We start from the raw sequence: 23,921 nt of genomic DNA on the forward strand, positions 1-23,921 counted from the left end.
GCTTGTCGGAGTAGGAAGTCGCGCCCGCACCGCGCGGCGCGACTTCCTACTCCGACAAGCAGGCGGTGCCACCGCCGGACAACGACAACTCCCCGACCAAGACCGTCACGCTGCCGTCCACGGGCCGCGTCAGCCTGGCCGAATACCGTGCGCAGATGCGCCAGCAGCTGATGCAGAGCGAGAACGCCAGCGCAGATGTGGCCGATTGCGCCGCGCATGCGAGCTGGGTGGTGCCGCGCTCGGCCACCTACGACGCGCTGCGCATCCCGACCGGCGCGCTGGCATCCGGACAGGCCTCGGTCGAAAGCTGGGAAGGCCGCTTCTCGCGCGGCAAGCAGGCGGTGCCGGTGACCTCGGTGGTCACCTTCTCGGCCGCCGCGCATCGCCGCAACGGCCAATCGGGCCAATCGGGCCAATCGGGCCAATCGGGCCAATCGCGCTGGGACCCGGTCAAGGTCCGCTGCGGCTACGACGACGGCATGATGCTGGCCTACGAACTGCTGGACGACGACGGCGACATCATCGTCGAGCCGGCCGCCAAGCCCGCGGTCAGCGTGGCCCCGCGCAATGCGACCGCCCGGGGCGCAAAGGCGAAGGCGAAGGCCACCAGGTCGAACCGGTCGGGGAAGGCCACGTCGGCCAAATCGTCGGGCAGCGCGAAGAAGGCCACGGCGAAGTCCGGCGGTTCGAGCAGCGCCGGCAAGTCGGCGAAGAAGACCAGCAAGCCGTCGCGCTGAACTTCCCCGCCGCATCGCTGCCGGGTCGGTCCGGCAGCGGCGCTCAGTCGAGCTGCGCCAGGATCGCCTGCAGCATCGCCGCGCCGAGCAGCGCGCTGCGGGCGCCGTTCCATCCGACCTCCGGCTGCGGCAGGTCGGCGTTGTCCTTGAACGGCATCTCCAGCGTCAGCGACAGGCAGCCGAACGCGTGGCCGATGTACTTGGAAGCCAGCTTCAGCGCATCGGCGTTGTACTTGCTCGCCGCATAGCCATGCACGTCCTGGAAGTCCGGCGTGGCGCGCTTGAACGCCTCGACGAAGCGCGCCTGCGCGACGCGCTGGGACTCGGTGAAGCTGGGCAGCATCTCGCTGCCGGCGATGAAGTTGTACGGCAGCCCCTCGTCGCCGTGGATGTCGAAGAACAGGTCGCAGCCGGTCGCTTCGATCGCGCGGCGCACGTGATAGACCTCGGGGCTGGTATCGAGGCTCGGCGCCATCCATTCGCGATTCAGATTGGCCCCGGCGGCGTTGGTGCGCAGATTGCCCAGCGCCGAGCCATCCGGGTTCATGTTCGGCACGATATGGAACACGGCCTTTTGCAGCAGCCGCTCGGCCACGCCGTCGCCGGCCCAGATACCGGTGCCCGTCAATCGCTGCAGCACGCCTTCGACGAACCATTCGGCCATGGTCTCGCCCGGATGCTGGCGCGCGATCATCCAGATCGTCTTGCGGCCGTCATCGCCGCTTTCCGCGGGCGCGCCGATCGTCACCGCCGTCATGGCGCGGCCCTGCACCGTGCTGCCCAGATGCGTCAGCCGCGCGCGCGGCGAACGCTGACAGGTGCCCAGCAGCGCCAGATGGCGCTCCTCCGGATACGGCTCGAAATAGGCGAACCAGATGCTGTCGTGGGCCGGCGTGAATTCGACCGTCATCACTTGCCCGTCGAAGCGCGTCGGCACGCGAAACCACTGCACGCGGTCATACGAGGCCACGGCGCGGTAGTCGCGCCAGCCGTCCGGATAGGTGCAATCGCCGGCGTTCAGGAATTGCAGCCGGCAGGCCTGGCCTGCCGCGCCATGCAGCCCGAAATGGAACCACTGGCGAAAGTCGGCATGCGAATCGGCGCGGATGCGCAGCCGGATATCGTCGGCGCGGTCCAGCGCCTCGACTTCGATCGCACCGGAATCGAACCGGCTGGAGATATGCAGCGCTGCGGTCTTCATGTCAGAGCCTCGCAAGACGAATTCGTGATGGGACGCCGTGGCGCTTTGCCGCCGGCCGATACGCCGGCGCGGCGGCGTCAGTCTTCCAGCCGGCGCCGGAACACCCAGCGCGTCGCGTCCGACGCCTTCGCGTCGTAGGCATAGCCGTCCTCGGCGAATTTTTTCAGGCCGGCCGGGTCGGTGATGCGGCGGGTTACGGCAAAGCGGGCCATGGTGCCGCGCGCCCGCTTGGCATGGAACGAGATGATCTTGTAGCGGCCGCCCTTCCAGTCCTCGAACACCGGCGTGATCACGCGCGCGTTCAGCACCTTGGGACGGACCGCCTTGAAATACTCCTCGGAAGCGAGATTGACCAGCGTCGGCGCGCCCTCGCCCTTCAGCGCGGCGAGATCCTTGTTCAGCAGCTGCGTTACGTCGTCGCCCCAGAACGCATACAGGTCCTTGCCGGCCTCGTTCGCCAGCCGCGTGCCCATCTCCAGGCGGTACGGCTGCATCCAGTCCAGCGGCCGCAACACGCCGTACAGGCCCGACAGGATGCGCACATGGCGCTGCGCGAAGGCGAGGTCATCGTCCAACAGGCTCGGCGCATCGAGCCCTTCGTAGACATCGCCGTTGAAGGCCAGCACCGCGGGCTTGCTGTTGCGCGCGGTGAATTTGGGTGACCAGTCGGCGTAGCGGGTCGCGTTCAGCACCGCCAGCTTGTCGGAGATGTCCATCAGCGTGCCGATTTCCTGCGGCGCCAGCGCGCGCAAACGCTCGATCAGCTGCGCCGAACGCGGGATCAGCCGCGGCAGGTGGCTGGCATTGAGCGGAGGCCGGACGCGGGGCGGCGTCTCGTAGTCCAGCGACTTGGCGGGCGACAGAACGATCAACATGGCAGAATGCGGCAGAAACAAAGTCCAGATTGTAACGAATGCTCAACCCCTCTACCGGGCCGGACACCGCATCCGGCACCGAATCCTTTGCCGACCGTGCATCGCCGCCGCCCGCCGTTTCCGCACCCCGCGTGGTACTGGACTCCAACGTCTGGATCGATCTGCTGGTCTTTCGCGATCGGCATGCCGAGCCGATCCGCACCGCGCTGCAGGACGGCGCGATCGCGCCGCTGATCCGCGCCGATTGCCGCGAGGAATTGCGCCGCGTATTGGCTTATCCGCAGTTCGCTCGCTTCGAGGTCGATATCGACGAGGCGCTGGCCACCGTGGACCGGCTGACCACCGCGGTCGCGCCGCCCTGCCCGACGCAGGCCGAGGCGACCCGGCTGCCGCGGTGCCGCGACGGCGACGATCAGAAGTTCATCGAGCTGGCGCACTTTGCCGGCGCCGATTGCCTGGTGTCGAAGGACAAGGCGGTGCTCAAGCTCGCCGGGCGGCTGCGCCGCAGCAGCGGCGTCGCGGTATTGACGCCGCAGGCCTTCGCGCCGTGGCTGGCCGCACGGCCGGCGCGCTAGAATCGCCGGTCGATGCGGCGCGAGCGAGCCCCGGCGCGCGACTGCGCCGCTCGCCCCGGTTCCTCTCGACATCTCCCTGCCAACCGATTGACGAATTGACGATTGACGCCATGTCCGCCGACGCTCCGCTCAGCCCTCCCCCGTCCCGCCTGCCCAAGGTAGGCACCACGATCTTCACCGTGATGTCGGCGCTCGCCGCCGAGAAGAATGCGGTCAATCTGGGCCAGGGCTTTCCGGACTTCGACTGCGATCCGAAGATCGTCGACGCGGTCACGCGCGCGATGCAGGGCGGCCTGAACCAGTACCCGCCGATGGCCGGCGTGCCGAAGCTGCGCCAGGCCATCGCCGACAAGATCGGCAAGCTTTACAAACGCGCCTACGACGCCGACAGCGAGATCACGGTGACTGCCGGCGCCACGCAGGCGCTGCTGACCGCGATCCTGTGCGCCGTCCATCCTGGCGACGAAGTGATCGTGCTGGAACCGTGCTACGACAGCTATCTGCCCGCGATCGAGCTGGCCGGCGGCAAGCCGGTGCCGGTGATGCTGGACGCCCCGCACTTCCGCATCCCGTTCGACCGCCTCGCCGCCGCGATCACGCCGCGCACGCGGATGATCCTGATCAACACGCCGCACAACCCGACCGGCACGATCTGGCGCGAGGACGATATGCGGCAGCTGGCCGCGCTGCTGGCGGGCACCGATATCCTGCTGCTGTCGGACGAGGTCTACGAGCACATGGTCTACGACGGCCAGGCGCATCAGTCGGTAGCGCGCCATCCGGAACTGGCACGGCGCAGCTTCGTCGTGTCCAGCTTCGGCAAGACCTATCACGTGACCGGCTGGAAAGTCGGCTATGTGGCCGCGCCGGCCGCGCTGATGGCCGAATTCCGCAAGGTCCACCAATTCAACGTGTTCACCGTCAATACGCCGGTGCAGCACGGGCTTGCCGACTACATGGCGGACCCCGCGCCCTATCTCGAATTGCCGGCGTTCTATCAGGCCAAGCGCGACTTCTTCCGGGCCGGGCTGGCGGGTACGCGCTTCAAGCTGCTGCCGTCGGACGGGACCTACTTCCAGTGCGTCGACTATTCGGCCATTTCGGACATGAGCGAAGCGGATTTCGCGATGTGGCTGACGCGCGAGATCGGCGTCGCGGCGATTCCAGTGTCGGCGTTCTATTCGCAGCCGCGCGAATCGGGCGTGGTGCGGTTCTGCTTTGCCAAGCGTGAGGAAACGCTGGCGCTCGCGCTGGAGCGGTTGCGCAAGCTGTAAGGTAGAGCGTGCGGTCGCCGCAATGCGACCGCACGCTGCCCTCTCCGCGGCCCTCTCCCGCAAGCGGGAGAGGGAGTACACCGACGGGATATGAAGCCCATGGTGTTCTCCCTCTCCCCCTCAGGGGGAGAGGGTTGGGGAGAGGGGGTGGTATTGAAGCGCCCTCGCGCCCTTACTTGTTCCGGCTCAGCATCAATTCGGTATTGGCCTTGCGGTCCGCGTTGACCTTCTGCACCGTCGCCCGCTCGCTCATCCGCTTCAGATAGTCCTTGACCGGCAGATCGGCCAGCATGTCGGCGCCGTAGATGATCCTGGTCGCGGCCGACACCAGCGGCAAATGCACCACCGCCGCGCAGTCGGCCAGCGTGAAGCGGTCGCCGGCGATATACGGCGAGAATTTCGCCAGCTTGGCGAAGGCGGGAATGTAGCGGTTCAGCAGCTTCTGCTGGCGCTCCTTGACGCCATCGCTGACCTTGCCGCCGAAAAACGCCTCGGGGTAGAGCTCGCGGACCGTCAGTTCCAGATACAGTTCGAGATACGTGACCAGCTCGCGCACCTTGCCGGCCGCCAGCGGGTCGGCCGGCAGCAGCGGGTTCTGCGGATAGGCGGCCTCCAGGTATTCGGCAATCACCTCCGATTCGCACAGCGTGCCGCCATCGACGACGATGTACGGCACCTTGCCCAGCGGCGAGGCGTCCAGGTCGGTCTCGCCGATCCAGGCCAGCACCTCCTCGAACGGCACATTCTTTTCCATCAGCGCCAGCTTGACCTTGTTGTAGTAGTTGCTGGCGGCAAAGCCGCAGAGCTTCAGCATGGGGTGTCTCCCTTGTTGTGCTGCGTTCTCCCGGACGGGATCGGTGGCCGCGCCTCGGCATTTTGGCCGATCAGCGCACGCGCCTGCGCGGCGGTGTTCACGCAACGGGTGCAAAAACCGCACGAGCGTGCTAATTTAACCACAACTTTTTGGAAGCACGATGAGCACTTTGACTATCGACACCCTCGGCATCGTGGGCACCGGCGCGATGGGCCGGGGCATTGCCCAGATCGCCGCGCAGGCCGGCCTGACCGTCCGCCTGTTCGACACCAATCCCCAGGCCGTCGCGGCCGCCCGGCAGTATCTGCAGGACACGCTGGCCAAGCTTGCCGACAAGGGCAAGATCAGCAGCGACGATGCTGCCGCCACGCTCGCGCGCGTGCAGCCCTGCGGCGCGCTCGAGGAAATGGCCGACTGCGACATGGTGCTCGAGGCCATCGTCGAGCGGCTCGAGGTCAAGCGCGATCTGGTCGCCAGGCTCGAGGCGATCGTGCGTCCGGACGCGGTGATCGCCTCCAATACCTCCTCGCTGTCGATCACCGCGATCGCGGTCGGCGCGAAGCACCCGGGCCGCGTCGTCGGCTATCACTTCTTCAACCCGGTGCCGCTGATGAAGGTGGTCGAGGTGATCGACGGCCTGTCCGGCGATCCGGCGGTCGGCGATGCGCTGATGGCGCTGTCGCGCCGCATGGGCCATACGCCGGTGCGCTGCAAGGACATGCCGGGCTTCATCGTCAACCATGCCGGCCGCGGCATGAACATCGAAGGGCTGAAGGCCGCGCAGGAAGGTGTGGCCGAGTTCGCCGACATCGACGCGATCATGCGCGAGCAGGCGGGCTTCCGCATGGGCCCGTTCGAGCTGATGGACCTGACCGGGCTCGACGTGTCGCACCCGGTGATGGAGTCGATCTACAACCAGTTCTACCAGGAGCCGCGCTATCGCCCGTCGCCGATCACGGCGATCCGCCAGGTCGGCGGGCTGCTGGGGCGCAAGACCGGCGGCGGCTTCTACCGCTATGTCGATGGCCAGAAGCAGCTGCCCGCCACCGCACCGGTGCCGAGCGCGCGTCCGCCCAGCGTCTGGGTCAGCCGCGACAGCGAGCGCGGCCATGCGATGGTGGTCAAGCTGCTGACTGCCATGGGCGTCACGCCCGAGGGCGGCAACGCCCCGTCGGCCGATGCGCTGATCGTGGTGACGCCGCTGGGACTGGATGCCACCACCTGCGCGCTGCAGCAGGGTCTCGATGCGAGCCGTGTGATCGCGATCGACACGCTGCTGCCGTTCGAGGCCACCAAGCGCCGCACGCTGATGACGACGCCCGCCACCAGCGCCGCGATGCGCGACGCCGCCCACGGCCTGTTCGCCAGCGACGGCGTGCCGGTCACGGTGATCCGCGACTCGGCCGGCTTCGTCGCCCAGCGCATCGTCTCGTGCATCGTCAATATCGCCTCCGACATCGCGCAGCAGCGCATCGCGACGCCGGCCGACATCGACCTGGCCGTCAATCTGGGCCTCGGCTATCCGAAGGGCCCGCTGGCGCTGGGCGATGCGATCGGCCCGCAGCTGATCCTCGAGGTGCTGCGCAATATGGAGCGGCTGACCGGCGACATGCGCTACCGTCCGAGCCCGTGGCTGTGGCGCCGTGCGAGCCTCGGCCTGTCGCTGCTGACCGAGGAAGCCTGACGTTTCCGGGCCGCCCTTCCCCGGGGGCGTTCCTTCCATCCAACACGCCAACCGAGCCGAGCCGCCATGCCTGCCCAACTGCTGTCCGAACGCGTCGATGCGACGCTGGTGCTGACCATCTCCAATCCGGAAATGCGCAATGCGCTCGGCCCGGAGATCTACCACGCGACAAAGGAAGCCCTGCAGGCGGCCGAGCAGGACAGCAGCATCCGCTCGGTGGTGCTGACCGGCGCCGACGGCATGTTCTGCGCCGGCGGCAACCTGAACCGGCTGCTGGGCAATCGCGCGCAGCCGCCTCAGGTGCAGGCCGACAGCATCACGATGCTGCATGCGTGGATCGAGAGCCTGCATGCGTTTCCGAAGCCGATCATCGCCGCGGTGGAAGGCGCGGCCGCTGGCGCGGGCTTCTCGGTGGTGCTGGCCTGCGATTTCGTCGTCGCCGCCAGCAATGCGAAGTTCGTGATGGCCTACGTCAAGGTCGGCCTGACGCCGGACGGCGGCGGCTCGTACGAACTGGCGCGCGCGCTGCCGCGCCAGCTGGCGTCGGAGCTGCTGATCGAAGGCAAGACCGTCGACGCGCAGCGCCTCGCGCAGTTCGGCCTGGTCAATCGCGTCACCGAGCCGGGCCAGGCTCTGGCCGAGGCGCTGCGCCTGGGAGAATCGCTGGCCGCGCAGTCCTCGCACGCGATGGGCCGCATCAAGGGGCTGATCAATCAGGCCGGCACGCTGTCGCTGAACGAACATCTGGCCCGCGAGCGCGAGAACTTCGTCGCCGCGCTGCATCATCCGGACGGCGGCGAAGGCATCAGCGCCTTCCTCGAAAAGCGCAAGCCCAACTATGGTTGAAGACCGCGGCTGAACCCCGCCGCGCCGCATCGTTACCGACCCGATCCCGATAAAAAAGATACCGGAGACAGCATGAGCAGCAATCTTTCCCAGTTCGAGGGCACGCGCCCGGTCGCCGAGCAGCAGCGCTTCGATACCGCGGCGCTCGAAGCCTGGCTGCGCGACCATGTCGAGGACTTCGCCGGGCCGCTGACGGTCGAGCAATTCAAGGGCGGCCAGTCCAATCCCACCTTCAAGCTGATCACACCGGGCCGAACCTACGTGATGCGCGCCAAACCAGGGCCGAAGTCGAAGCTGCTGCCGTCCGCGCACGCGATCGAGCGCGAGTACCGCGTGATGGCGGCGCTGGCGAACACCGACGTGCCGGTCGCGCGCATGTACGCGCTGTGCGAAGACGAGACCGTGATCGGCCGCGCCTTCTACATCATGGAGTACGTCAACGGCCGCGTGCTGTGGGACCAGTCGCTGCCCGGCATGAGCCCGAGCGAACGCACCGCGATCTACGACGAGATGAACCGCGTGATCGCGGCCATGCACAGCGTCGACTATCAGGCGATCGGCCTGGGCGACTACGGCAAGCCGGGCAATTACTTCGCGCGCCAGATCGAGCGCTGGACCAAGCAGTACAAGCTGTCCGAGACCGAGAAGATCGAGGCGATGGACGCGCTGATGGACTGGCTGCCGCACCATATCCCCGAGGAAGACCAGGACCTGACCAGCATCGTCCATGGCGACTACCGGCTCGACAATCTGATGTTCCACCCCACCGAACCGCGCGTGCTGGCGGTGCTCGACTGGGAGCTGTCGACGCTGGGCCATCCGATGGCCGACTTCGGCTACCACTGCATGAGCTGGCATATCGCACCGGGCCAGTTCCGCGGCATCGCCGGGCTCGACTATGCGGCGCTCGGCATTCCCGACGAGGCGACCTATCGCCGCATGTACGAGCAGCGCACCGGCCGCGAGATCACCGGCGACTGGAACTTCTATCTGGCCTTCAGCATGTTCCGCATTGCCGGCATCCTGCAGGGCATCGCCAAGCGCGTGGTCGACGGCACCGCGTCGTCGGCGCAGGCGGTCGACGCCGGCAGGCGGGCCCGGCCGATGGCCGAGATGGGCTGGCAGTACGCGCAGAAGGCGAAGCAGCGGATCGCCTGAACGCGAGACGTACGCACCAGGCTGGCTGACAAGGGCTGGCGCGGCGACGAGCCGTGCCAGCCCTTTTTCGTTATGCGTCGCCGAGCTGCCGTGCAGATCGCATTGTCTGACGACATATAACGACGCCGCTACCGCCACCCCCGGGATTTCCCTGAATCGAGCGAAATTTCCCGGTTTTCCCGCTAGACGGCGCGAGGACCGGCTCTTATGATGGCGACCATTGTTGTATGACGACTGACAAATAACCCGTTCCGGAGACATCATGCACGCACGCCGCCGCTTCCTCAGACTGGCCTCCACCGCCGCCCTCGCCGCTGCCGCCGCCCCGCTGGCGGCACCTGCCCTCGCCGCCGACAGCTGGCCGAACCGACCGATCCGGCTGGTGGTGCCCTACCCCGCCGGCGGGTCGTCGGACATCATCGCTCGGCTGATCAGCAAGCAGCTCGGCGAAGCGCTCGGCCAGCCGGTAGTGGTCGACAACCGCCCCGGCGCCAACGGCAACGTCGGCGCCGCCTTCGTGGCGCAGTCCGGCGGCGACAACCACACGCTGCTGCTGTGCGACGTCGGCGCGCTGGCGATCAGCCCGTCGGTCTACACCAAGCTGACCTTCGACCCCGCCAAGGACCTGAAGGGCGTCTCCATGCTGGCCTATTCGCCGCACATGCTGGTGGTCAACCCGTCGGTGCAGGCCAATACGCTGAAGGATCTGGTGGAGATGTCCAAGCGCGGCGAGCTCAATTTCGCCGTGACCGCGATCGGCAGCGCCCCGCATCTGGCCGGCGTGGCCGTGCAGCAGGCCACCGGCGCCAAATGGCAATACGTGCCGTACAAGGGCGGGGCGCAGGCGATCGCCGATACCGTCGGCGGCACCGCACAGGTCCTGATGAACGGCATGCTCGCCACGCTGCCGCACGTGCAAAGCGGCAAGCTGAAGGCGATCGCGGTGTCCAAGCGCACCCGCATGCCGCTGGTGGGCAATCTGCCGACCATCGCCGAACAGGGCGTGGCGAACTTCGAGTCGGGCACGTGGCAGGGCGTGATGGCGCCGGCCAAGATGCCGGACGCGGCGGTGACGCGCCTGAACGCGGAACTGGTACGCATCATCCGTTCGCCGGAAGTGCGCGCGCAACTGGCCGGCCAGGGCGCCGAGGTGGTGACGATGACGCCCGCCGAGACCAACCGCTTCTTCGCGACCGAGAAGACGCGCTGGGCCGCGGTGGTCAAGCAGGCGGGCATCAAGCTCGACTGATGGGTGGTCTGGGGGCCTGAGGGGCCTGAGGGGCCTGAGGGGCCTGAGGGGCCCGAGGACCTGAGGGCCTGAGGGCCTGAGGGCCTGGGACGCTCGACGGGCCTGCCTTGCCCGGCTCGGCACGGGCAAGGCCGAAGCGGCAAGCGTATACTGGCCGTTGCTATAGGTTTTCGCCCGTTCGCTGTGTCCACCCCATCTCCCCACGACGATCCCCGCCCGCTGCCGCCCAACCGGCCCGACGACGACGCCTGCTGCGGCAGCGGCTGCAGCCCCTGCATCTTCGATTTCTATTACGAGGAAATGGAGCGCTACCGGCAGGAATTGAAGGACTGGCTGGCACGGCATCCCGAGGAGGCCGCTTCGTCGTGAGGCTGGACGCTGTCGCCTCGATCGACGCGACCGGCTCCCTGGCGGCCGGCGTACCGCCGCTTGGCGACGTCGATGCGCTGATCGACTTCGTACGACGGCACCCGCGCCTGCTGGTGCTGACCGGCGCCGGCATCAGCACCGATTCGGGCATCCCCGGCTATCGCGACGCCGATGGCAACTGGCGTGCAAGCACGCCGATCCAGCATCGCGAATTTCTCGACTCGCATGCGCGCCGCCAGCGTTACTGGGCGCGCAGCATGGTGGGCTGGCCGATCATGTCACGCGCCCGGCCCAATGATGCGCACCTCGCGCTCGCGCGGCTGCAGCAGGCGGGACACATCGAGGCGCTGGTCACGCAGAACGTCGACGGTCTGCATCAGGCGGCGGGCAGCACCGGCGTGATCGAACTGCATGGCAGCCTTGGCTCGGTCGTCTGCCTGGCTTGCGGCGAACGGCATCCGCGCGCCGACATCCAGCGCGAACTCGAAGCGGCCAACCCGGCCATCGCCGGCCTGTCCGCCGTGCCTTCGGCGGACGGGGATGCGCACCTCGAAGCCGAGGACCTGCACGAATTCTCCGTGCCCCATTGCCGGCGCTGCGCCGGCGTCATCAAACCCGATGTGGTGTTCTTCGGCGACTCGGTGCCGCGCGATCGCGTGGCGGCAGTCCACGGTGCTCTGCAACGCGCCGATGCGCTGCTGGTGGTGGGGTCTTCGCTGATGGTCTATTCGGGCTATCGCTTCTGCGTCGCCGCCGCGCAGGCCGGCAAGCCGGTGGTCGCCATCAACCTCGGCCGCACCCGCGCCGATCCCCTGCTGACGCTGAAGGTGCCGGCGTCCTGTGCCGAGACTCTGGGCCGGATTGCACAGGCATTCTGCGGTCGCTGACGCCAACCGTCGGCCGGCCCCGCTGGGATTACGAAAGTGTCAAAACGTGATAATCCAGCTTCACTGTTGATAGCACCATGGGGCAGCAGCGAGGAACAATTCGACCTTCCGCGCACAAGCGACCGCCACCATTGCGATACAGCGCCGTGAATTCACGCGTTGCCTTGCATGGTGCGGTGGTAATCGAGCGTCCGGCTGCACGCCCGCCATATCGTGACAACCATGCAGTGAATAAACGATAGCACCAAGGGCGGCGCGCGGCATATCGCTCCCGTTGATTTCATCCCCTATCAATCGGACATCCCATGCCTGGTGAATCTCGAATTCAGCAACGCGCCAGAACGTTTGTCGACATTGCGCAGATCGACATCCCCTTCCCGGAATTCCCGAAGACAGCAAAAAGCAATATCCAGCAAATGGGCATGGACCTTGCGACGAGCGCGTACGCGCTGTTTTTCACGCAAGGTTGCCGCATCGAGTTCGCCGGCGAACAAGATGGCGATACGGACCGGAAGGTTCTGTCACTGATGCACAGCAGCGCAGCCGCGGATTCGCAGGAAGACGCCGGCGCCAGGCTGCTGGAGTTCATTCAGAGCAAGCTGCAATCCCAACTTCAGGCGAGCGGCAAACTTTGGCATCCGGGACATGCCGCCGTGCTCGCGGCAACGCTGGGACAGTCGGCGATCTGGAATGCAGAAGGCGAGGCGCTGGCGCGGATCTTTCACGAGCGCAAGTTTGGTCTGCATGCGAAGCCAGCCGAGATCACGATGCGCATTTCGCCGTTGGCCGACGGAAGCGGATGGCGGATCAACAAGCTGATGAACTGGTATTCCTATCGGGACGAGGCCGGGATAACGCATTGCATGGGCACGCTCAATCCGATTCTCGAAATCGACCACCAGATCGATGTCTATTTCGATTCAGCGCACACGCCGATCCGCAACGCCTGGAACTGGCTCACCGGTCGGGAGACCACCGAGTTTCACGGAAAAATCCGCGCCGAAATCAGCCAGATCGCCTGGCGCGACCCGCATCTCGACGTGCCAATGCTTGCCCGTGGCCTGGCCAGACGCTCAAATGGTTTGTCCGACATCGTTTCCGCCCTGATGGAATCGGTTGCCCAGGCTTTTGCCAATGCTTTCCGGGATGGCCGACGCCGCGTGGACGGCGTTGCATTCAAGCCGCTGTCCGCACAGGAGCGCAACACCTTCCTGATGCATCGGCCCCATTCGCTATATGGCCCTCGGGACAACGCAGCATTGGCGCACGACGACAATGAGCTCGCTGCCGTGCAGCAGCTCGAACCCAACCTGGCTGCCCTCGCGCCGACGCGCGCCATGCTGCTCCACCGGCTCGAGCGCGGCGACCGGGACCTGCAGCGTGTACCCGATGTCCCCGGCGCGCTCCGATCCTTTGCCGCTCGCAAGCTCGACAAGCAGGACAGCGGCGCTGCGGAATTCGTCATCGTTCCGACAAATGGCGACGAGCAACTGCATCGACGTACGGGGACACGGCGAACGGACTTGCACTATCCGGCAAGCGCCGCACTGAGCACGGCGCGGGGCACCCAGAGGCCGAGGGCCGCACCAGCGCCGGCCGCTCCTGACGAACAAGCCTCGTCGGCAGAAGAGGCGGCACGACGGCTGCGCGACATTCCTCGGCTCGACGCTTCCGTCCCGCCACCGCAGCAAGAGGCGCCGGTGTCGCCAGTGCCGATGGGTAACTCGGCCGAACATGTCGATCCGCAGCCCCAGGAGCCGGTCGACGCTCCGGCGGAAGAACCTGCGGTACACGATCCATCGCCCGACGAATCGCCGCCCGACCTTCGGCCCGCTCGGTCGCGCACCAGTTCCGTCGAGCAGCGACATGGCGAACCGCAAGTCGCTGCTCCGGTCGCCGAGTCGCCGTGAGCGCCGGCTCGCGGCGCGATCGGGGCAACGCGTGCCGTTGCAGTTCAGGTATTGGCGCCCTTCGGGGCATTGACCTCCGCGGTACCACGACCCAGTTCATCGATCACCGCCATCAACTGCTCCCGCAACCACCGGTTGGCGCCGTCATTCTCACCGCCTGCATGCCAGTACAAGTGCAGTTCCAATGACGGCACCTTGAACGGCAGCGTCAGCAGGCGGTTGCCATACGCCTCGTTGGCGATGCGGGCATAGCGCAGCGGCAGCGTCGCCAACAGGTCGGTGCAACTGACGATGCGGCACGCCGCCGCGTAGTGCTGGCAGCGCAGGCGCACCCGGCGGGTCATACCCATCCGGTGCAGCGCCTGGTCCTCCAGCCCCGCCCCGCGCCGCCGGGACGACACGTGAACGTGCTCGGCCGCCAGATAGCGCTCCAGCGTCAATTCCTTCTTCACCAAGGGATGGTCGCGCCGGGCCAGCACCACCATCGGGTCGGCCATGAACTGCGCGTGGTGAATCGCCGGCGAGACCGGCAGCAGGATATCGATCGCGGCATCGAGCGTGCCGGCCAGCAGTTCCGATTCCATCTCGCGGCGATCGAAGCGGACTGCCGCGATATCGACGTGCGGCGCCACCGCGGCGACGCGCGACATCAGCGGCGGCAGCAACGTCGATTCGAGCGCGTCGCGCATGCCGATGGTGAAGCGGCGCACCGTCGCCGCGGGATCGAAGTGCGGCGTGTCCTGCAGCGTGCGCGCGAACGACTGCAGCGCAGTGCGTACCTCTCCGGCCAGCGAGCGCGCCAGCGGGGTCGGTGCCATGCCCTGCCCGCGCCGCTCGAACAGCGGGTCGTCGAACAGCGTGCGCAGCCGGCCGAGCGCATGGCTGACCGCCGGCTGCGTCAGGTTCAGCTGCCGGGCGGCCGCCGTGATGCTGCCTTCGGTGTAGATGGCGTCAAACACGACGAACAGGTTCAGGTCGATGCGGGAGAGCTGCATGGCGGCGATTGTGTCATGGAATGCAGCAGATTGATACCATCGAATCCAGAAAATTCATTTTTCATATTCCGCGCAATGAGATAGAGTGCCCTCAGTCGGCGTATATCGCGCCCGCCCGCCGCCTGCCGGCCCGTCGCTGTACGGTCCTGCAGCGCGGCGGGGCCAAATCGCAGGGGTTGTGAGGAGACACCATGGATTTCGAATACTCGCCCAAGGTCAAGGAGATGCGCGCCAGGCTGCTGGCCTTCTTCGACCAGCACATCTATCCGAACGAGAAGCGCTTCCACGCCGAGATCCAGGCCAACCGCAAGGCGGGCAACGCCTGGGTACCGAGCAAGCTGATCGAGGAGCTGAAGCCGCTGGCGCGCGAAGCCGGCCTGTGGAACCTGTTCCTGCCGCGCTCGAAGCGCGCGCCCGAAGGGCTGTCCAATCTGGAATACGCGCCGCTGTGCGAAATCATGGGCCGGGTGCCCTGGTCGCCGGAAGTCTTCAACTGCGCCGCGCCGGACACCGGCAACATGGAAACGCTGGAGCGCTACGCGTCGGAGGAACTGAAGGACCAGTGGCTCGAGCCGCTGCTGCGCGGCGAGATCCGCTCGGCCTTCCTGATGACCGAGCCCGACGTGGCGTCGTCCGACGCGACCAATATCCGCTGCCGCATCGAGCGCGATGGCGACCACTACGTGATCAACGGCACCAAGTGGTGGTCGTCGGGCGCCGGCGATCCGCGCTGCAAGGTCTATATCGTGATGGGCAAGACCAATCCCGACGCGGGCCGCCACGAGCAGCAGTCGATGATCGTGGTGCCGGCCGATACGCCGGGGATCACCATCAAGCGTCATCTGCCGGTGTTCGGCTATGACGACGCGCCGCACGGACATATGGAGATCGAACTGAAGAACGTGCGCGTGCCGGCGGAGAACATCCTGCTCGGCGAAGGCCGCGGCTTCGAGATCGCGCAGGGCCGCCTCGGTCCGGGCCGCATCCACCATTGCATGCGCAGCATCGGCGTGGCCGAGCGCGCGCTGGAACTGATGTGCAAGCGCAGCCTTGAGAGGGTCGCCTTCGGCAAGCAGATCGCCCGTCACGGCGTCACGCAGGAACGCATCGCCGAAGCGCGCTGCGAGATCGAAATGGCCCGTCTGCTGACGCTGAAGGCCGCATACATGATGGACACGGTCGGCAACAAGGTGGCCAAGGCCGAGATCGCGATGATCAAGGTGGTGGCGCCGAACGTCGCACTGAAGGTCATCGACTGGGCGATCCAGGTTCATGGCGCGGCCGGCGTGTCGGAGGACTTCCCGCTGGCCTCGTGGTGGGCGCATCAGCGCACGCTGCGTCTGGCCGACGGTCCGGACGAGGTGCACCGCAACTCGATCGCCAAGCTGGAGCTGGCCAAGCATATGAGCCTGAATCCGGACGAGATCCAGATGCCGGTCACGCGCGGCGGCTGAAGCCGTCGTCCGACAAGACACTCCAGGGCGGCTGCGCCGGCAGCCCGCCATCCACGCGCGCAGCCTGTCTGCGCGTTTTTTTCTTCTGTGATTAAATGCGTCGGTCCATTCAACCGGCGTTCCGCTGCCCGCACCGGCAGGCGCCAGCGGCTGCGTGCAGCGGCTTGCACGGTGTTCTGCCGGCGAGTCGGCGGCGCCTCTCTCCCGTCCAGGAGCTTCCTCGATGATCGATGTCTACAGCTGGGCCACGCCCAATGGCCACAAGGTTCATATCATGCTGGAAGAGTGCGGCCTGCCCTACCAGGTCCACCCCATCAATATCGGCGCCGGCGATCAGTTCGGCGAGGAGTTCCTGAAGATCAGTCCGAACAACAAGATCCCGGCGATCGTCGACAGCGAAGGACCGGACGGCCAGCCGATCTCGCTGTTCGAATCGGGCGCGATCCTGGTGTATCTGGCCGGCAAGACCGGCAAGTTTCTGCCCGAGGACGTGCGCGGCAAATACGAAACGCTGCAATGGCTGATGTTCCAGATGGGCGGTGTCGGTCCGATGCTCGGGCAGGCGCACCATTTCCGCATTTATGCGCCGGAGAAGATCGAATATGCGATCCAGCGCTATACCAATGAGGCGCGCCGCCTCTATGGCGTGATCGACAAGCAGTTGTCGAATCGGCCCTGGCTGGCCGGCGACGAATACACGATCGCCGATATCGCGACCTTCCCGTGGCTGCGCAGCTGGCAGAACCAGGGCGTCGAGCTGGACGACTATCCGAACCTGAAGCGCTGGTTCAATACGATCGCCGAACGCCCCGCGGTCAAGCGCGGCGTCGAAGTCCTGGCGCGCGAGCGCAAGCCGCTGCATACCGACAAGGAGCGCGAAATCCTGTTTGGCGCCACCCAATACGCCCGCCGTTGAGCGGCGGTAGTGCCAGGACGGGCGGGTCAGTGATCCTGATCCGCCCGTCCGGTCCGGCGCCTGCGTGTGCGAAGGGCGTGTGAAAAGCAGGCCGCGGAACGAAGGCCCCCGGGCGAATGCCCGGGCCTTTTTCATTGGGCGGCCGGTTTTCGCCGCCGTGCAGGGCCCCCGAAGGAATCACGTGCACCGTTATTCCTTAACAAAGAGGAGCAGTTCTTTAGTTAATTGAGAAACCGGTTCAGGTGAATACCTGTATGACATTCCCTTGCAAACATGAGAAAAAAGCGTTGTGTGCGGTTGGTTTCCCGATGCTTGTGAGGATTTTCAACACTCTCCGCAATCTATAGTGTTTGTATGGCAGCGTTATGCTGTCTGACACCGATTGTGCGACGGACTCTAGGATGTCGAGTCGACCGGCCGAATCCCTTAACTTCCCTCAAATTCCTCTCTCCCCCTGACCATGATCGGCGATCCTCTCAAGCTATTTGGCCAAAGACTAACGGCCCTGCGCAAACAAAGGGGCTGGTCGCAGGAAAAACTCGCGCTCGAAAGCGGAATGGCGCGCTCCTACCTCAGCGGCATCGAACGCGGCCTGCGCAATGTGGCGCTGATCAACATCTGCACCCTGGCCGATACCCTCGGCGTCCCTCCCAGCGAAATGTTGAAGTTCGATAGCGAAAACTCGGTATTGGCGGTGGAGGAATTGCGCACGCCATTCGGCGCCGAAGAAACTACCGCGCAACGCAATGCGCGGCGTTATATGGCAAGGCTGGATAATGACGATCAGGACCTGGTCGCCTCGGTGGCACGGGCCCTCGCCCGCAAGCGCAGTGTCGGACAAAATGCCGCATGATGGCGGCCGCCGCGCGGCTACATCGCCAGCATGCCCTGCCGCTCGATAAATCGGATTACCGTATCAAGACCCTGCCCTGATTTGACGCTGCCCATCACGAAGGGGCGCTCCCCACGCATCTTGCGCGCATCGTTTTCCATTATCTCCAGGTTGGCGCCGACATAAGGCGCAAGGTCGGTCTTGTTGATAACCAGCAGATCCGACTTGGTGATACCCGGCCCGCCCTTGCGTGGAATCTTCTCGCCGCCGGCGACATCGATCACGTAAATCGTCAGATCGGACAATTCCGGACTGAACGTCGCCGCCAGATTATCGCCACCGGATTCGATAAACACCACGTCGGCATCGGGAAAACGCGCCAGCATGCGGTCGACCGCTTCGAGGTTGATCGACGCATCTTCCCGAATCGCGGTATGCGGACAGCCGCCGGTTTCCACGCCCATGATGCGTTCCGCCGGCAGCGCGCCGGAAATCGTCAGCAGTCGCTGGTCTTCCTTGGTGTAGATGTCGTTGGTGATCGCCACCAGGTCGTAGCGCTCGCGCATGGCCTTGCACAGCATCTCCAGCAAGGTGGTCTTGCCGGAGCCGACCGGGCCGCCGACGCCGACGCGCAAAGGAGGAAGTGTCTTGGTACGGGTCATGATGTCTGTTCCGTTTGGATGTGCGGCTGCGCTCAGGAGCGGAACAGCCGCGAATACTGCGTTTCGTGCCGCGCCGACAGCAGGCCCAGCATCGGCGACAGCGTCGACAGCGCTGGCGGTTCGGCATCCGCCCGGCGCGTCGCCTCGGCCACCGCATCCAGTACGCAGCCATGCATGGCGCGCAGGATCTGCTGACCGGCCGCCTGCCCCAGCGGCACTGCCTTGATCGCTGCGGCGATCTGGTTCTCGACCCAGTTGAAGCAGTAGGCCGCCAGCCCGTCCCGCTCGTCGACCTGCAGCGCGACACAGGCCGCGGCGAACGCCGTCGGCAGGCAGACCGGCGACATCGCCGCCAGCGCATCGCGCAGCGCCGCCTCGCCCCATTCCATCTGACCGATCAGCCGCGCCAGCGACCATCCCATCTGCTCCGTTTCGAGCCGCAGCTCGGCGCTCTCGCGGCTGCCATGGAACCAGTCGTTCCAGTCCCGCACGCCCTCGCGATCGCCAGCCCGCCAGGCGCGATGCAGCAGCAGCCACAGCGGCGCTTCCGCATGAGCCTGCACCTGCAGCAGGTTGTCGCGAATCCACTGCCGCGCGCTGTCGGCATCCCGCACGATGCCGCAGTCGATCGCCGCCTCCAGCCCCTGCGAGTAGCTGAAGCCCCCGATCGGCAGCGCCGGCGAGGCGAGATGCAGCAGCGAGAGCAGTTGGGGGAGTTGGGTCATCGCGGGGACAGTGTCCTAGTGCTGACGATCGCGACCGGCATGGTGCGCAGGATGGTCATGCGGATGCTCATGGTCACACTCGTGCGAGTGCGAGTGCGAGTGCGAGTGCGCATGCGAGTGCGAATGCGAATGCGAATGCCCATGGTGCTGATGAAACACCGCCTGGGCCGCCGCATAGTCCTCCGCGAAAGTCGTGTCGTGGCCGTGCTTGTGGCCACCGCCGTAGGCGCCCGCTTCCGGCTCGAACGGCAGCTGGGCGCGTTCGGAATTCACGCCAAGGCGGACCAGCATGTCGGCCAGCACCGGGTCGTATTCCAGACGCAGATAGTCGCGCCCGATCTCGATCGGCGTGTGCCGGTTGCCCAGGTGGTAGGCCGCGCGCATCAGCGCATGCGGATCGTCGGCGCGCGCCTGCAGCACCGACTCGGCGGCGGCCTGCACTTCGACGAAGACGCCCTCGGCGGTCACCAGCAGGTCGCCGCCGCGCAGCACCGTGCCGCGCGGCAGAAAGATCGCGGCCTCTTCGCCGTTGTCGAGCACCGCGCGCAGCCGGCTTTTGCTGCGATCGGCGAAGGGCAGCACCAGCTTCGGTGCGCGGCGCACCAGCACCGGCGCGATACCGTGCGGCGCGGGAAGATGCTTGTCGATCTTGTGCATGGTCAGAACAGGAAATAACGCTGGGCCATCGGCAGCTCGGTGGCCGGCTCGCAGGTCAGCAGCTGGCCGTCGGCGACCACCTGGTAGGTCTCGGGGTCGACGGTGACGCTCGGCTGCCAGTCGTTGTGGACCATGTCGCGCTTGCTGACCGTACGCGTGCCGCGTACCGCCGACAGCGTCTTCTGCAGGCCGTAACGCGCGCCCACATCCGTGGCGAGCGCGGCCTGCGAGACGAAGGTCAGCGACGACCGGTGCAGCGCCCCGCCAGCGCTCGCGAACATCGGCCGATAATGCACCGGCTGCGGCGTCGGGATCGACGCATTGGGGTCGCCCATCGCGGCGGCGGCAATCATGCCGCCCTTCAGGATCAGACTGGGCTTGACGCCGAAGAACGCCGGCTTCCACAGCACCAGGTCGGCCCACTTGCCGACCTCGATCGAGCCGACCTCGTGCGCGACGCCATGCGTCAGCGCCGGATTGATCGTGTACTTGGCGACATAGCGCTTGACGCGGAAGTTGTCGTGGCCGCCGCGCGCATCGTGCGGATCGCCCGGCAGCTTGCCGCGCTGCACCGCCATCTTGTGCGCGGTCTGCCAGGTGCGCAGGATCACCTCGCCGACGCGCCCCATCGCCTGCGAATCGCTGGAGATCATCGAGAACGCGCCGAGGTCGTGCAGGATGTCCTCGGCCGCGATGGTCTCGCGGCGAATGCGGCTTTCGGCGAAGGCGATGTCTTCGGCGATCGACGGATCGAGGTGATGGCAGACCATCAGCATGTCCAGATGCTCGTCGATCGTATTGATCGTGTAGGGCCGCGTCGGATTGGTCGACGACGGCAGCACGTTGGCCTCGCCGCAGACCTTGATGATGTCCGGCGCGTGGCCGCCGCCCGCCCCTTCGGTGTGATAGGTATGAATGGTGCGGCCCTTGAACGCGGCGATGGTCGCCTCGACGAAGCCGCCCTCGTTCAGCGTGTCGGTATGGATGGCGACCTGCACGTCGGTCGCGTCGGCTACCGACAGGCAGGTATCGATCGCCGCCGGCGTGGTGCCCCAGTCCTCGTGCAGCTTCAGCCCGATCGCGCCGGCCTCGACCTGCTCGACGATCGGTTGCGGCAGGCTGGCGTTGCCCTTGCCCAGCAGGCCGATATTCATCGGGTAGGCGTCCACCGCCTGCAGCATCCGCTCCATATGCCAGGGGCCCGGCGTCACCGTGGTGGCATAGGTGCCGGTCGCCGGTCCGGTGCCGCCGCCGATCATCGTGGTGACGCCGCTCATCAGCGCCTCCTCGATCTGTTGCGGGCAGATGAAGTGGATATGGCTGTCGATGCCGCCGGCGGTCACGATCATGCCCTCGCCGGCGATCACCTCGGTGCCCGGGCCGATCACGATCGTCACGCCCGGCTGGATGTCAGGATTGCCTGCCTTGCCGATGCCGGCGATGCGTCCGTCCTTGATGCCGATATCGGCCTTGACGATGCCCCAATGGTCGACGATCAGCGCGTTGGTGATCACGGTGTCGACGCAGTCGCGCGCCAGCCGCTGGCTCTGCCCCATGCCGTCGCGGATCACCTTGCCGCCGCCGAACTTGACTTCCTCGCCGTAGATCGTGAAGTCCTTCTCGACCTCGATGACCAGGGCCGTGTCGGCCAGCCGCACGCGGTCGCCGGTGGTTGGGCCGAACATCTCGGCATAGGCCTGCCTTCCGATTTTCAAGGCCATCACAGCGCTCCCATGATCTTGCCGTTGAAGCCGTAGACGATGCGGTCGCCATCGAGCGCGACCAGCTCGACAGTGCGCGACTGTCCGGGCTCGAAACGCACCGCGGTGCCGGCGGCGATATTGAGCCGGAAGCCGCGCGCGGCATCGCGATCGAAGTCCAGCGCGGCGTTGGTCTCGTGAAAGTGGAAGTGCGAGCCGACCTGGATCGGCCGGTCGCCGGTATTGGCGACCGTCAACCGAATCGTCGCGCGGCCCGCGTTCAGTTCGAGCTCGCCGTCGGCGGGCATCAGTTCACCGGGAATCATGGCGTCTCCTGTCTTTGGTCAGGCCTGGATCAGGCCACCATCAGGCCGACGCCATAGAGCGCGACACCGGCACCCGCGGCGCGCGCGAGCCACGGCGCATGCCGGCGCAGCACCGTGCCGGCGGCGATGCCAGCCAGATGCAGCGCGACGGTCGCCGCCGCAAAACCGCCGACATAGGCCAGCACGGCCGGCAGCGCGCCCGCGCTCGCCGGCAACTCCGCGCCATGCGCATAGCCATGGAACAGCGCGAAGCCGCCAACCAGTGCCATCGCTGCGCCCGCGGGCAGCCGCGCGCGCAGTGCGACCAGCAGCCCGACCACCAGCAGCGAGGCGGCGATCATCGGCTCGACTGCGGGCAAGGCAAAGCCGGCCAGACCCAGCACGGCCCCGACCAGCATCAGCGCGACGAAGGCCAGCGGCAGGCGCAGCACGCCGCCGCCGGCGCGGACCGCGCCGACCGCCAGCGCGCTCCAGACCCCGACCGCGACCATCGCCAGCAGATGGTCGGCGCCGGTCAGCGGATGCAAAAGACCGGAGGCCAGGCTGGCGCCGACGCTCGCCACGTCGTGGCCCGGGTGAGCCAGTGCCGGCGCGCCGGCCAGCATCGCGGCCAGGCCGCCGATGCGGACGGCGACGCGCGGCAAGCCGCATCGCATGACGTGTTGAAAGGAAAGAGAGCGAATGAAACCGAAACGGGGCATGGTGGTCCTCAGTGGAATACGGAAAATGCGACAAGCAACTGGATACAGGCGATCCGCGTCAGACGATCGGCTGATGCACGGTGACCAGCTTGGTGCCGTCGGGAAAGGTCGCTTCGACCTGGATCTCCGGGATCATCTCGGCGACGCCATCCATCACGTCCTCGCGCGCCAGCACCGTGGTGCCGGCATGCATCAGTTCCGCAACGGTGCGACCATCGCGCGCGCCCTCCATGATCGCGGCGGTGATCAGCGCCACCGCTTCCGGATAGTTCAGCTTGAGCCCGCGCGCGCGGCGGCGCTCGGCCAGCAGCGCGGCGGTGAAGATCAGCAGCTTGTCCTTCTCTCTTGGCGTCAGTTCCATCGCCCGTCCTCGGTGTTCGGTTCTTCGTATCCGGCTTCGCCGGGGACGTCGGTCATCCCATCGGCCACCGCTTCGATCATCAAATCGATCATCAAATCGATCGTCAAATCGACCATCACGTCGACCACAGCCGCAGCGGCCTGGCCGCTACCCCGTGGATCGGCACGCGCAACGCGCCCCATGCCGCGACCATCAGTTCGCGTACGGGCTCGATATGGGTGCCCAGCACGCGCAGCAGCAGCATCGGCTGCTCGGTGTCGGCCAGGCATGTCACGCCGGCGCGCAAATCGGCGCGGTACGGCAGGCTCTCCGCGAGTGCTTCCGCCAGCGTCTGCGTCGCACCCGCACCGACCGCCCACAACGTGCCAAGCACCGGCAGGCCGTCGAGCCCGACGCGCGCCTGGCGCAGCGGCGAATCCGCATCGAGGCGGGCATGCTCGCGCCACAGCGTGCGCGTGCCCTGCCCGATGCGCGTGTCCATCCAGGCGGTGCCGCGCTGCCATTGCTCGCCGGAGGCCTGCCTGCCAAGCACCAATGCATCCCAGCCGATCGCGCTGCCGCCCGGCGCGACGTCGACGACGGTAGCGAGCCGCGCCCGCGCATCGTCGAACACGATGTTCTCCTGCGGCAGCCAGTCCAGCCGCGCACCGGCCGCAACCGAGACGCGCACCTGCTGGCTGGCATCGCGGCCCAGCGACTTGTACCACTTGGTCGCGCCCGGTGTGGCCAGCACCGCGTGCGCGCCCGGCTCCAGCGCGATATCGAGATCGAGCACATCGCCGCCCGCGATGCCGGCGGGCGGATGCAGCACCACCGCATGGCAGATGCCGCCCTCGGGGTACAGCGGCTTCTGCACCATCAGCGGCCCGACATGACGGCGTTCGACCAGCGCCGTGCGTTCGCCGCGCACGGCGAAACGCAGCCGCAGCTGCGCGTGCCACGCCGGCGGCATGGCCAGCGTCGCGGCGGCATCGTCGGCGGGGAAATCGGGATGGCGCATCGTTTGAGCCAAG

The 23,921-nt window shown here is 66.7% G+C and carries 25 protein-coding genes and 1 pseudogene; 13 read left to right on the forward strand and 13 right to left on the reverse strand.

All coding sequences use genetic code 11. The features are described from left to right. Positions 1–20: 20 nt before the first annotated feature. Positions 21–737 (forward strand): annotated as a pseudogene (locus HTY53_RS18995) (BspC domain-containing protein); the annotation flags it as partial. 43 nt (positions 738–780) lie between these two features. On the opposite strand, the gene HTY53_RS19000 reads toward HTY53_RS18995, so the two are convergent. Continuing rightward, the gene (locus HTY53_RS19000; protein WP_174108066.1) at positions 781–1,938 is read right to left on the reverse strand and encodes a M14 family metallopeptidase; all 1,158 of its coding nucleotides are present in this window, start codon (positions 1,936–1,938) and stop codon (positions 781–783) included. Positions 1,939–2,015: 77 nt separating this feature from the next. Continuing rightward, on the reverse strand, positions 2,016–2,813 hold the full coding sequence (yaaA, locus tag HTY53_RS19005) for a peroxide stress protein YaaA (RefSeq protein ID WP_174108067.1): 798 nt from the start codon (positions 2,811–2,813) through the stop codon (positions 2,016–2,018). 38 nt (positions 2,814–2,851) lie between these two features. Between yaaA and HTY53_RS19010 the strand changes: the two genes are divergently transcribed. Beyond that, a complete protein-coding gene (locus tag HTY53_RS19010) occupies positions 2,852–3,388 on the forward strand; it encodes a putative toxin-antitoxin system toxin component, PIN family (RefSeq protein ID WP_174108068.1) in 537 nt (178 codons plus the stop codon). 110 nt (positions 3,389–3,498) lie between these two features. After that, entirely contained in the window at positions 3,499–4,662 is a 1,164-nt protein-coding gene (locus HTY53_RS19015) for a pyridoxal phosphate-dependent aminotransferase (protein WP_174108069.1), read from the forward strand. Positions 4,663–4,834: 172 nt separating this feature from the next. Here the strand turns inward: HTY53_RS19015 and HTY53_RS19020 are convergent, their stop codons facing one another. Continuing rightward, the gene (locus tag HTY53_RS19020; RefSeq protein WP_174108070.1) at positions 4,835–5,476 is read right to left on the reverse strand and encodes a glutathione S-transferase; all 642 of its coding nucleotides are present in this window, start codon (positions 5,474–5,476) and stop codon (positions 4,835–4,837) included. Between the two features lie 160 nt (positions 5,477–5,636). Here HTY53_RS19020 and HTY53_RS19025 point away from each other — a divergent pair, with 160 nt between their 5' ends. From HTY53_RS19025 to HTY53_RS19055, 7 genes are all read left to right on the forward strand, one after another. Further along, positions 5,637–7,160, forward strand: a complete 1,524-nt coding sequence (locus tag HTY53_RS19025; RefSeq protein ID WP_174108071.1) for a 3-hydroxyacyl-CoA dehydrogenase — start codon at positions 5,637–5,639, stop codon at positions 7,158–7,160. Between the two features lie 66 nt (positions 7,161–7,226). Beyond that, positions 7,227–8,006 (forward strand): oxepin-CoA hydrolase, alternative type, encoded by a 780-nt coding sequence (locus tag HTY53_RS19030; protein ID WP_174108072.1) that lies wholly within the window; start codon positions 7,227–7,229, stop codon positions 8,004–8,006. Positions 8,007–8,078: 72 nt separating this feature from the next. Next, positions 8,079–9,164, forward strand: coding sequence for a phosphotransferase (locus HTY53_RS19035; protein ID WP_174108073.1), 1,086 nt, complete (start codon positions 8,079–8,081; stop codon positions 9,162–9,164). Positions 9,165–9,426: 262 nt separating this feature from the next. Beyond that, positions 9,427–10,413, forward strand: coding sequence for a Bug family tripartite tricarboxylate transporter substrate binding protein (locus HTY53_RS19040; protein WP_217435677.1), 987 nt, complete (start codon positions 9,427–9,429; stop codon positions 10,411–10,413). A gap of 183 nt (positions 10,414–10,596) precedes the next feature. Further along, positions 10,597–10,782 carry an oxidoreductase-like domain-containing protein gene (locus HTY53_RS19045; RefSeq protein ID WP_368041039.1) on the forward strand — a complete coding sequence of 62 codons (186 nt, stop codon included), beginning with the start codon at positions 10,597–10,599 and terminating at the stop codon, positions 10,780–10,782. Positions 10,783–10,802: 20 nt separating this feature from the next. Beyond that, a complete protein-coding gene (locus HTY53_RS19050) occupies positions 10,803–11,669 on the forward strand; it encodes an NAD-dependent protein deacetylase (RefSeq protein ID WP_174108140.1) in 867 nt (288 codons plus the stop codon). 305 nt (positions 11,670–11,974) lie between these two features. Then, complete coding sequence (locus HTY53_RS19055; RefSeq protein ID WP_174108074.1) at positions 11,975–13,579, forward strand: hypothetical protein; 1,605 nt, start codon at positions 11,975–11,977, stop codon at positions 13,577–13,579. A gap of 44 nt (positions 13,580–13,623) precedes the next feature. Here the strand turns inward: HTY53_RS19055 and HTY53_RS19060 are convergent, their stop codons facing one another. Beyond that, the gene (locus HTY53_RS19060; RefSeq protein WP_174108075.1) at positions 13,624–14,574 is read right to left on the reverse strand and encodes a LysR family transcriptional regulator; all 951 of its coding nucleotides are present in this window, start codon (positions 14,572–14,574) and stop codon (positions 13,624–13,626) included. 191 nt (positions 14,575–14,765) lie between these two features. On the opposite strand from HTY53_RS19060, the gene HTY53_RS19065 reads away from it, so the two are divergent. The 3 genes from HTY53_RS19065 (at position 14,766) to HTY53_RS19075 (ending at position 17,797) form a co-directional block, all read left to right on the forward strand. Then, complete coding sequence (locus tag HTY53_RS19065) at positions 14,766–16,028, forward strand: acyl-CoA dehydrogenase family protein (RefSeq protein ID WP_174108076.1); 1,263 nt, start codon at positions 14,766–14,768, stop codon at positions 16,026–16,028. Positions 16,029–16,251: 223 nt separating this feature from the next. Beyond that, entirely contained in the window at positions 16,252–16,944 is a 693-nt protein-coding gene (locus tag HTY53_RS19070; protein WP_174108077.1) for a glutathione binding-like protein, read from the forward strand. Between the two features lie 460 nt (positions 16,945–17,404). Then, positions 17,405–17,797: a helix-turn-helix domain-containing protein gene (locus HTY53_RS19075; protein ID WP_174108078.1), complete on the forward strand. Its 393-nt coding sequence runs from the start codon at positions 17,405–17,407 to the stop codon at positions 17,795–17,797. A gap of 17 nt (positions 17,798–17,814) precedes the next feature. On the opposite strand, the gene ureG is transcribed toward HTY53_RS19075, so the two are convergent. The 9 genes from ureG to HTY53_RS19115 all read right to left on the reverse strand — a co-directional run bounded on the left by ureG (position 17,815) and on the right by HTY53_RS19115 (position 23,908). Continuing rightward, complete coding sequence (gene ureG, locus HTY53_RS19080) at positions 17,815–18,438, reverse strand: urease accessory protein UreG (RefSeq protein WP_174108079.1); 624 nt, start codon at positions 18,436–18,438, stop codon at positions 17,815–17,817. Between the two features lie 32 nt (positions 18,439–18,470). Beyond that, positions 18,471–19,163, reverse strand: a complete 693-nt coding sequence (locus HTY53_RS19085) for an urease accessory protein UreF (RefSeq protein WP_174108080.1) — start codon at positions 19,161–19,163, stop codon at positions 18,471–18,473. Between the two features lie 15 nt (positions 19,164–19,178). Continuing rightward, complete coding sequence (gene ureE, locus HTY53_RS19090) at positions 19,179–19,820, reverse strand: urease accessory protein UreE (protein ID WP_174108081.1); 642 nt, start codon at positions 19,818–19,820, stop codon at positions 19,179–19,181. Positions 19,821–19,822: 2 nt separating this feature from the next. Continuing rightward, positions 19,823–21,541 (reverse strand): urease subunit alpha, encoded by a 1,719-nt coding sequence (ureC, locus tag HTY53_RS19095; RefSeq protein ID WP_174108082.1) that lies wholly within the window; start codon positions 21,539–21,541, stop codon positions 19,823–19,825. Then, positions 21,541–21,846 (reverse strand): urease subunit beta, encoded by a 306-nt coding sequence (locus HTY53_RS19100; protein ID WP_174108083.1) that lies wholly within the window; start codon positions 21,844–21,846, stop codon positions 21,541–21,543. Before HTY53_RS19100 ends, ureC begins: the two co-directional genes overlap by 1 nt. Before the next feature lie 29 nt (positions 21,847–21,875). After that, positions 21,876–22,502, reverse strand: a complete 627-nt coding sequence (locus tag HTY53_RS19105) for a HupE/UreJ family protein (RefSeq protein ID WP_174108084.1) — start codon at positions 22,500–22,502, stop codon at positions 21,876–21,878. A gap of 103 nt (positions 22,503–22,605) precedes the next feature. Further along, positions 22,606–22,908 carry an urease subunit gamma gene (locus HTY53_RS19110; protein WP_174108085.1) on the reverse strand — a complete coding sequence of 101 codons (303 nt, stop codon included), beginning with the start codon at positions 22,906–22,908 and terminating at the stop codon, positions 22,606–22,608. Next, the gene (locus HTY53_RS24960; RefSeq protein ID WP_302480487.1) at positions 22,899–23,024 is read right to left on the reverse strand and encodes a hypothetical protein; all 126 of its coding nucleotides are present in this window, start codon (positions 23,022–23,024) and stop codon (positions 22,899–22,901) included. The genes HTY53_RS19110 and HTY53_RS24960 overlap by 10 nt, the downstream gene beginning before the upstream one ends. Beyond that, positions 23,024–23,908 carry an urease accessory protein UreD gene (locus HTY53_RS19115; RefSeq protein ID WP_174108086.1) on the reverse strand — a complete coding sequence of 295 codons (885 nt, stop codon included), beginning with the start codon at positions 23,906–23,908 and terminating at the stop codon, positions 23,024–23,026. The genes HTY53_RS24960 and HTY53_RS19115 overlap by 1 nt, the downstream gene beginning before the upstream one ends. Positions 23,909–23,921: the final 13 nt, after the last annotated feature.

Source organism: Cupriavidus gilardii, from assembly GCF_013314895.1.
GTDB classification, from domain to species: domain Bacteria; phylum Pseudomonadota; class Gammaproteobacteria; order Burkholderiales; family Burkholderiaceae; genus Cupriavidus; species Cupriavidus gilardii_C.

Bases quoted from the DNA above. Each gene is read 5' to 3' on its own strand.
- HTY53_RS19000 (WP_174108066.1), bottom strand. From the start codon at position 1,938: ATGAAGACCGCAGCGCTGCATATCTCCAGCCGGTTCGATTCCGGTGCG.
- yaaA (WP_174108067.1), bottom strand. From the start codon at position 2,813: ATGTTGATCGTTCTGTCGCCCGCCAAGTCGCTGGACTACGAGACGCCG.
- HTY53_RS19010 (WP_174108068.1), top strand. From the start codon at position 2,852: ATGCTCAACCCCTCTACCGGGCCGGACACCGCATCCGGCACCGAATCC.
- HTY53_RS19015 (WP_174108069.1), top strand. From the start codon at position 3,499: ATGTCCGCCGACGCTCCGCTCAGCCCTCCCCCGTCCCGCCTGCCCAAG.
- HTY53_RS19020 (WP_174108070.1), bottom strand. From the start codon at position 5,476: ATGCTGAAGCTCTGCGGCTTTGCCGCCAGCAACTACTACAACAAGGTC.
- HTY53_RS19025 (WP_174108071.1), top strand. From the start codon at position 5,637: ATGAGCACTTTGACTATCGACACCCTCGGCATCGTGGGCACCGGCGCG.
- HTY53_RS19030 (WP_174108072.1), top strand. From the start codon at position 7,227: ATGCCTGCCCAACTGCTGTCCGAACGCGTCGATGCGACGCTGGTGCTG.
- HTY53_RS19035 (WP_174108073.1), top strand. From the start codon at position 8,079: ATGAGCAGCAATCTTTCCCAGTTCGAGGGCACGCGCCCGGTCGCCGAG.
- HTY53_RS19040 (WP_217435677.1), top strand. From the start codon at position 9,427: ATGCACGCACGCCGCCGCTTCCTCAGACTGGCCTCCACCGCCGCCCTC.
- HTY53_RS19055 (WP_174108074.1), top strand. From the start codon at position 11,975: ATGCCTGGTGAATCTCGAATTCAGCAACGCGCCAGAACGTTTGTCGAC.
- HTY53_RS19060 (WP_174108075.1), bottom strand. From the start codon at position 14,574: ATGCAGCTCTCCCGCATCGACCTGAACCTGTTCGTCGTGTTTGACGCC.
- HTY53_RS19065 (WP_174108076.1), top strand. From the start codon at position 14,766: ATGGATTTCGAATACTCGCCCAAGGTCAAGGAGATGCGCGCCAGGCTG.
- HTY53_RS19070 (WP_174108077.1), top strand. From the start codon at position 16,252: ATGATCGATGTCTACAGCTGGGCCACGCCCAATGGCCACAAGGTTCAT.
- HTY53_RS19075 (WP_174108078.1), top strand. From the start codon at position 17,405: ATGATCGGCGATCCTCTCAAGCTATTTGGCCAAAGACTAACGGCCCTG.
- ureG (WP_174108079.1), bottom strand. From the start codon at position 18,438: ATGACCCGTACCAAGACACTTCCTCCTTTGCGCGTCGGCGTCGGCGGC.
- HTY53_RS19085 (WP_174108080.1), bottom strand. From the start codon at position 19,163: ATGACCCAACTCCCCCAACTGCTCTCGCTGCTGCATCTCGCCTCGCCG.
- ureE (WP_174108081.1), bottom strand. From the start codon at position 19,820: ATGCACAAGATCGACAAGCATCTTCCCGCGCCGCACGGTATCGCGCCG.
- ureC (WP_174108082.1), bottom strand. From the start codon at position 21,541: ATGGCCTTGAAAATCGGAAGGCAGGCCTATGCCGAGATGTTCGGCCCA.
- HTY53_RS19100 (WP_174108083.1), bottom strand. From the start codon at position 21,846: ATGATTCCCGGTGAACTGATGCCCGCCGACGGCGAGCTCGAACTGAAC.
- HTY53_RS19105 (WP_174108084.1), bottom strand. From the start codon at position 22,502: ATGCGATGCGGCTTGCCGCGCGTCGCCGTCCGCATCGGCGGCCTGGCC.
- HTY53_RS19110 (WP_174108085.1), bottom strand. From the start codon at position 22,908: ATGGAACTGACGCCAAGAGAGAAGGACAAGCTGCTGATCTTCACCGCC.
- HTY53_RS24960 (WP_302480487.1), bottom strand. From the start codon at position 23,024: ATGGTCGATTTGACGATCGATTTGATGATCGATTTGATGATCGAAGCG.
- HTY53_RS19115 (WP_174108086.1), bottom strand. From the start codon at position 23,908: ATGCGCCATCCCGATTTCCCCGCCGACGATGCCGCCGCGACGCTGGCC.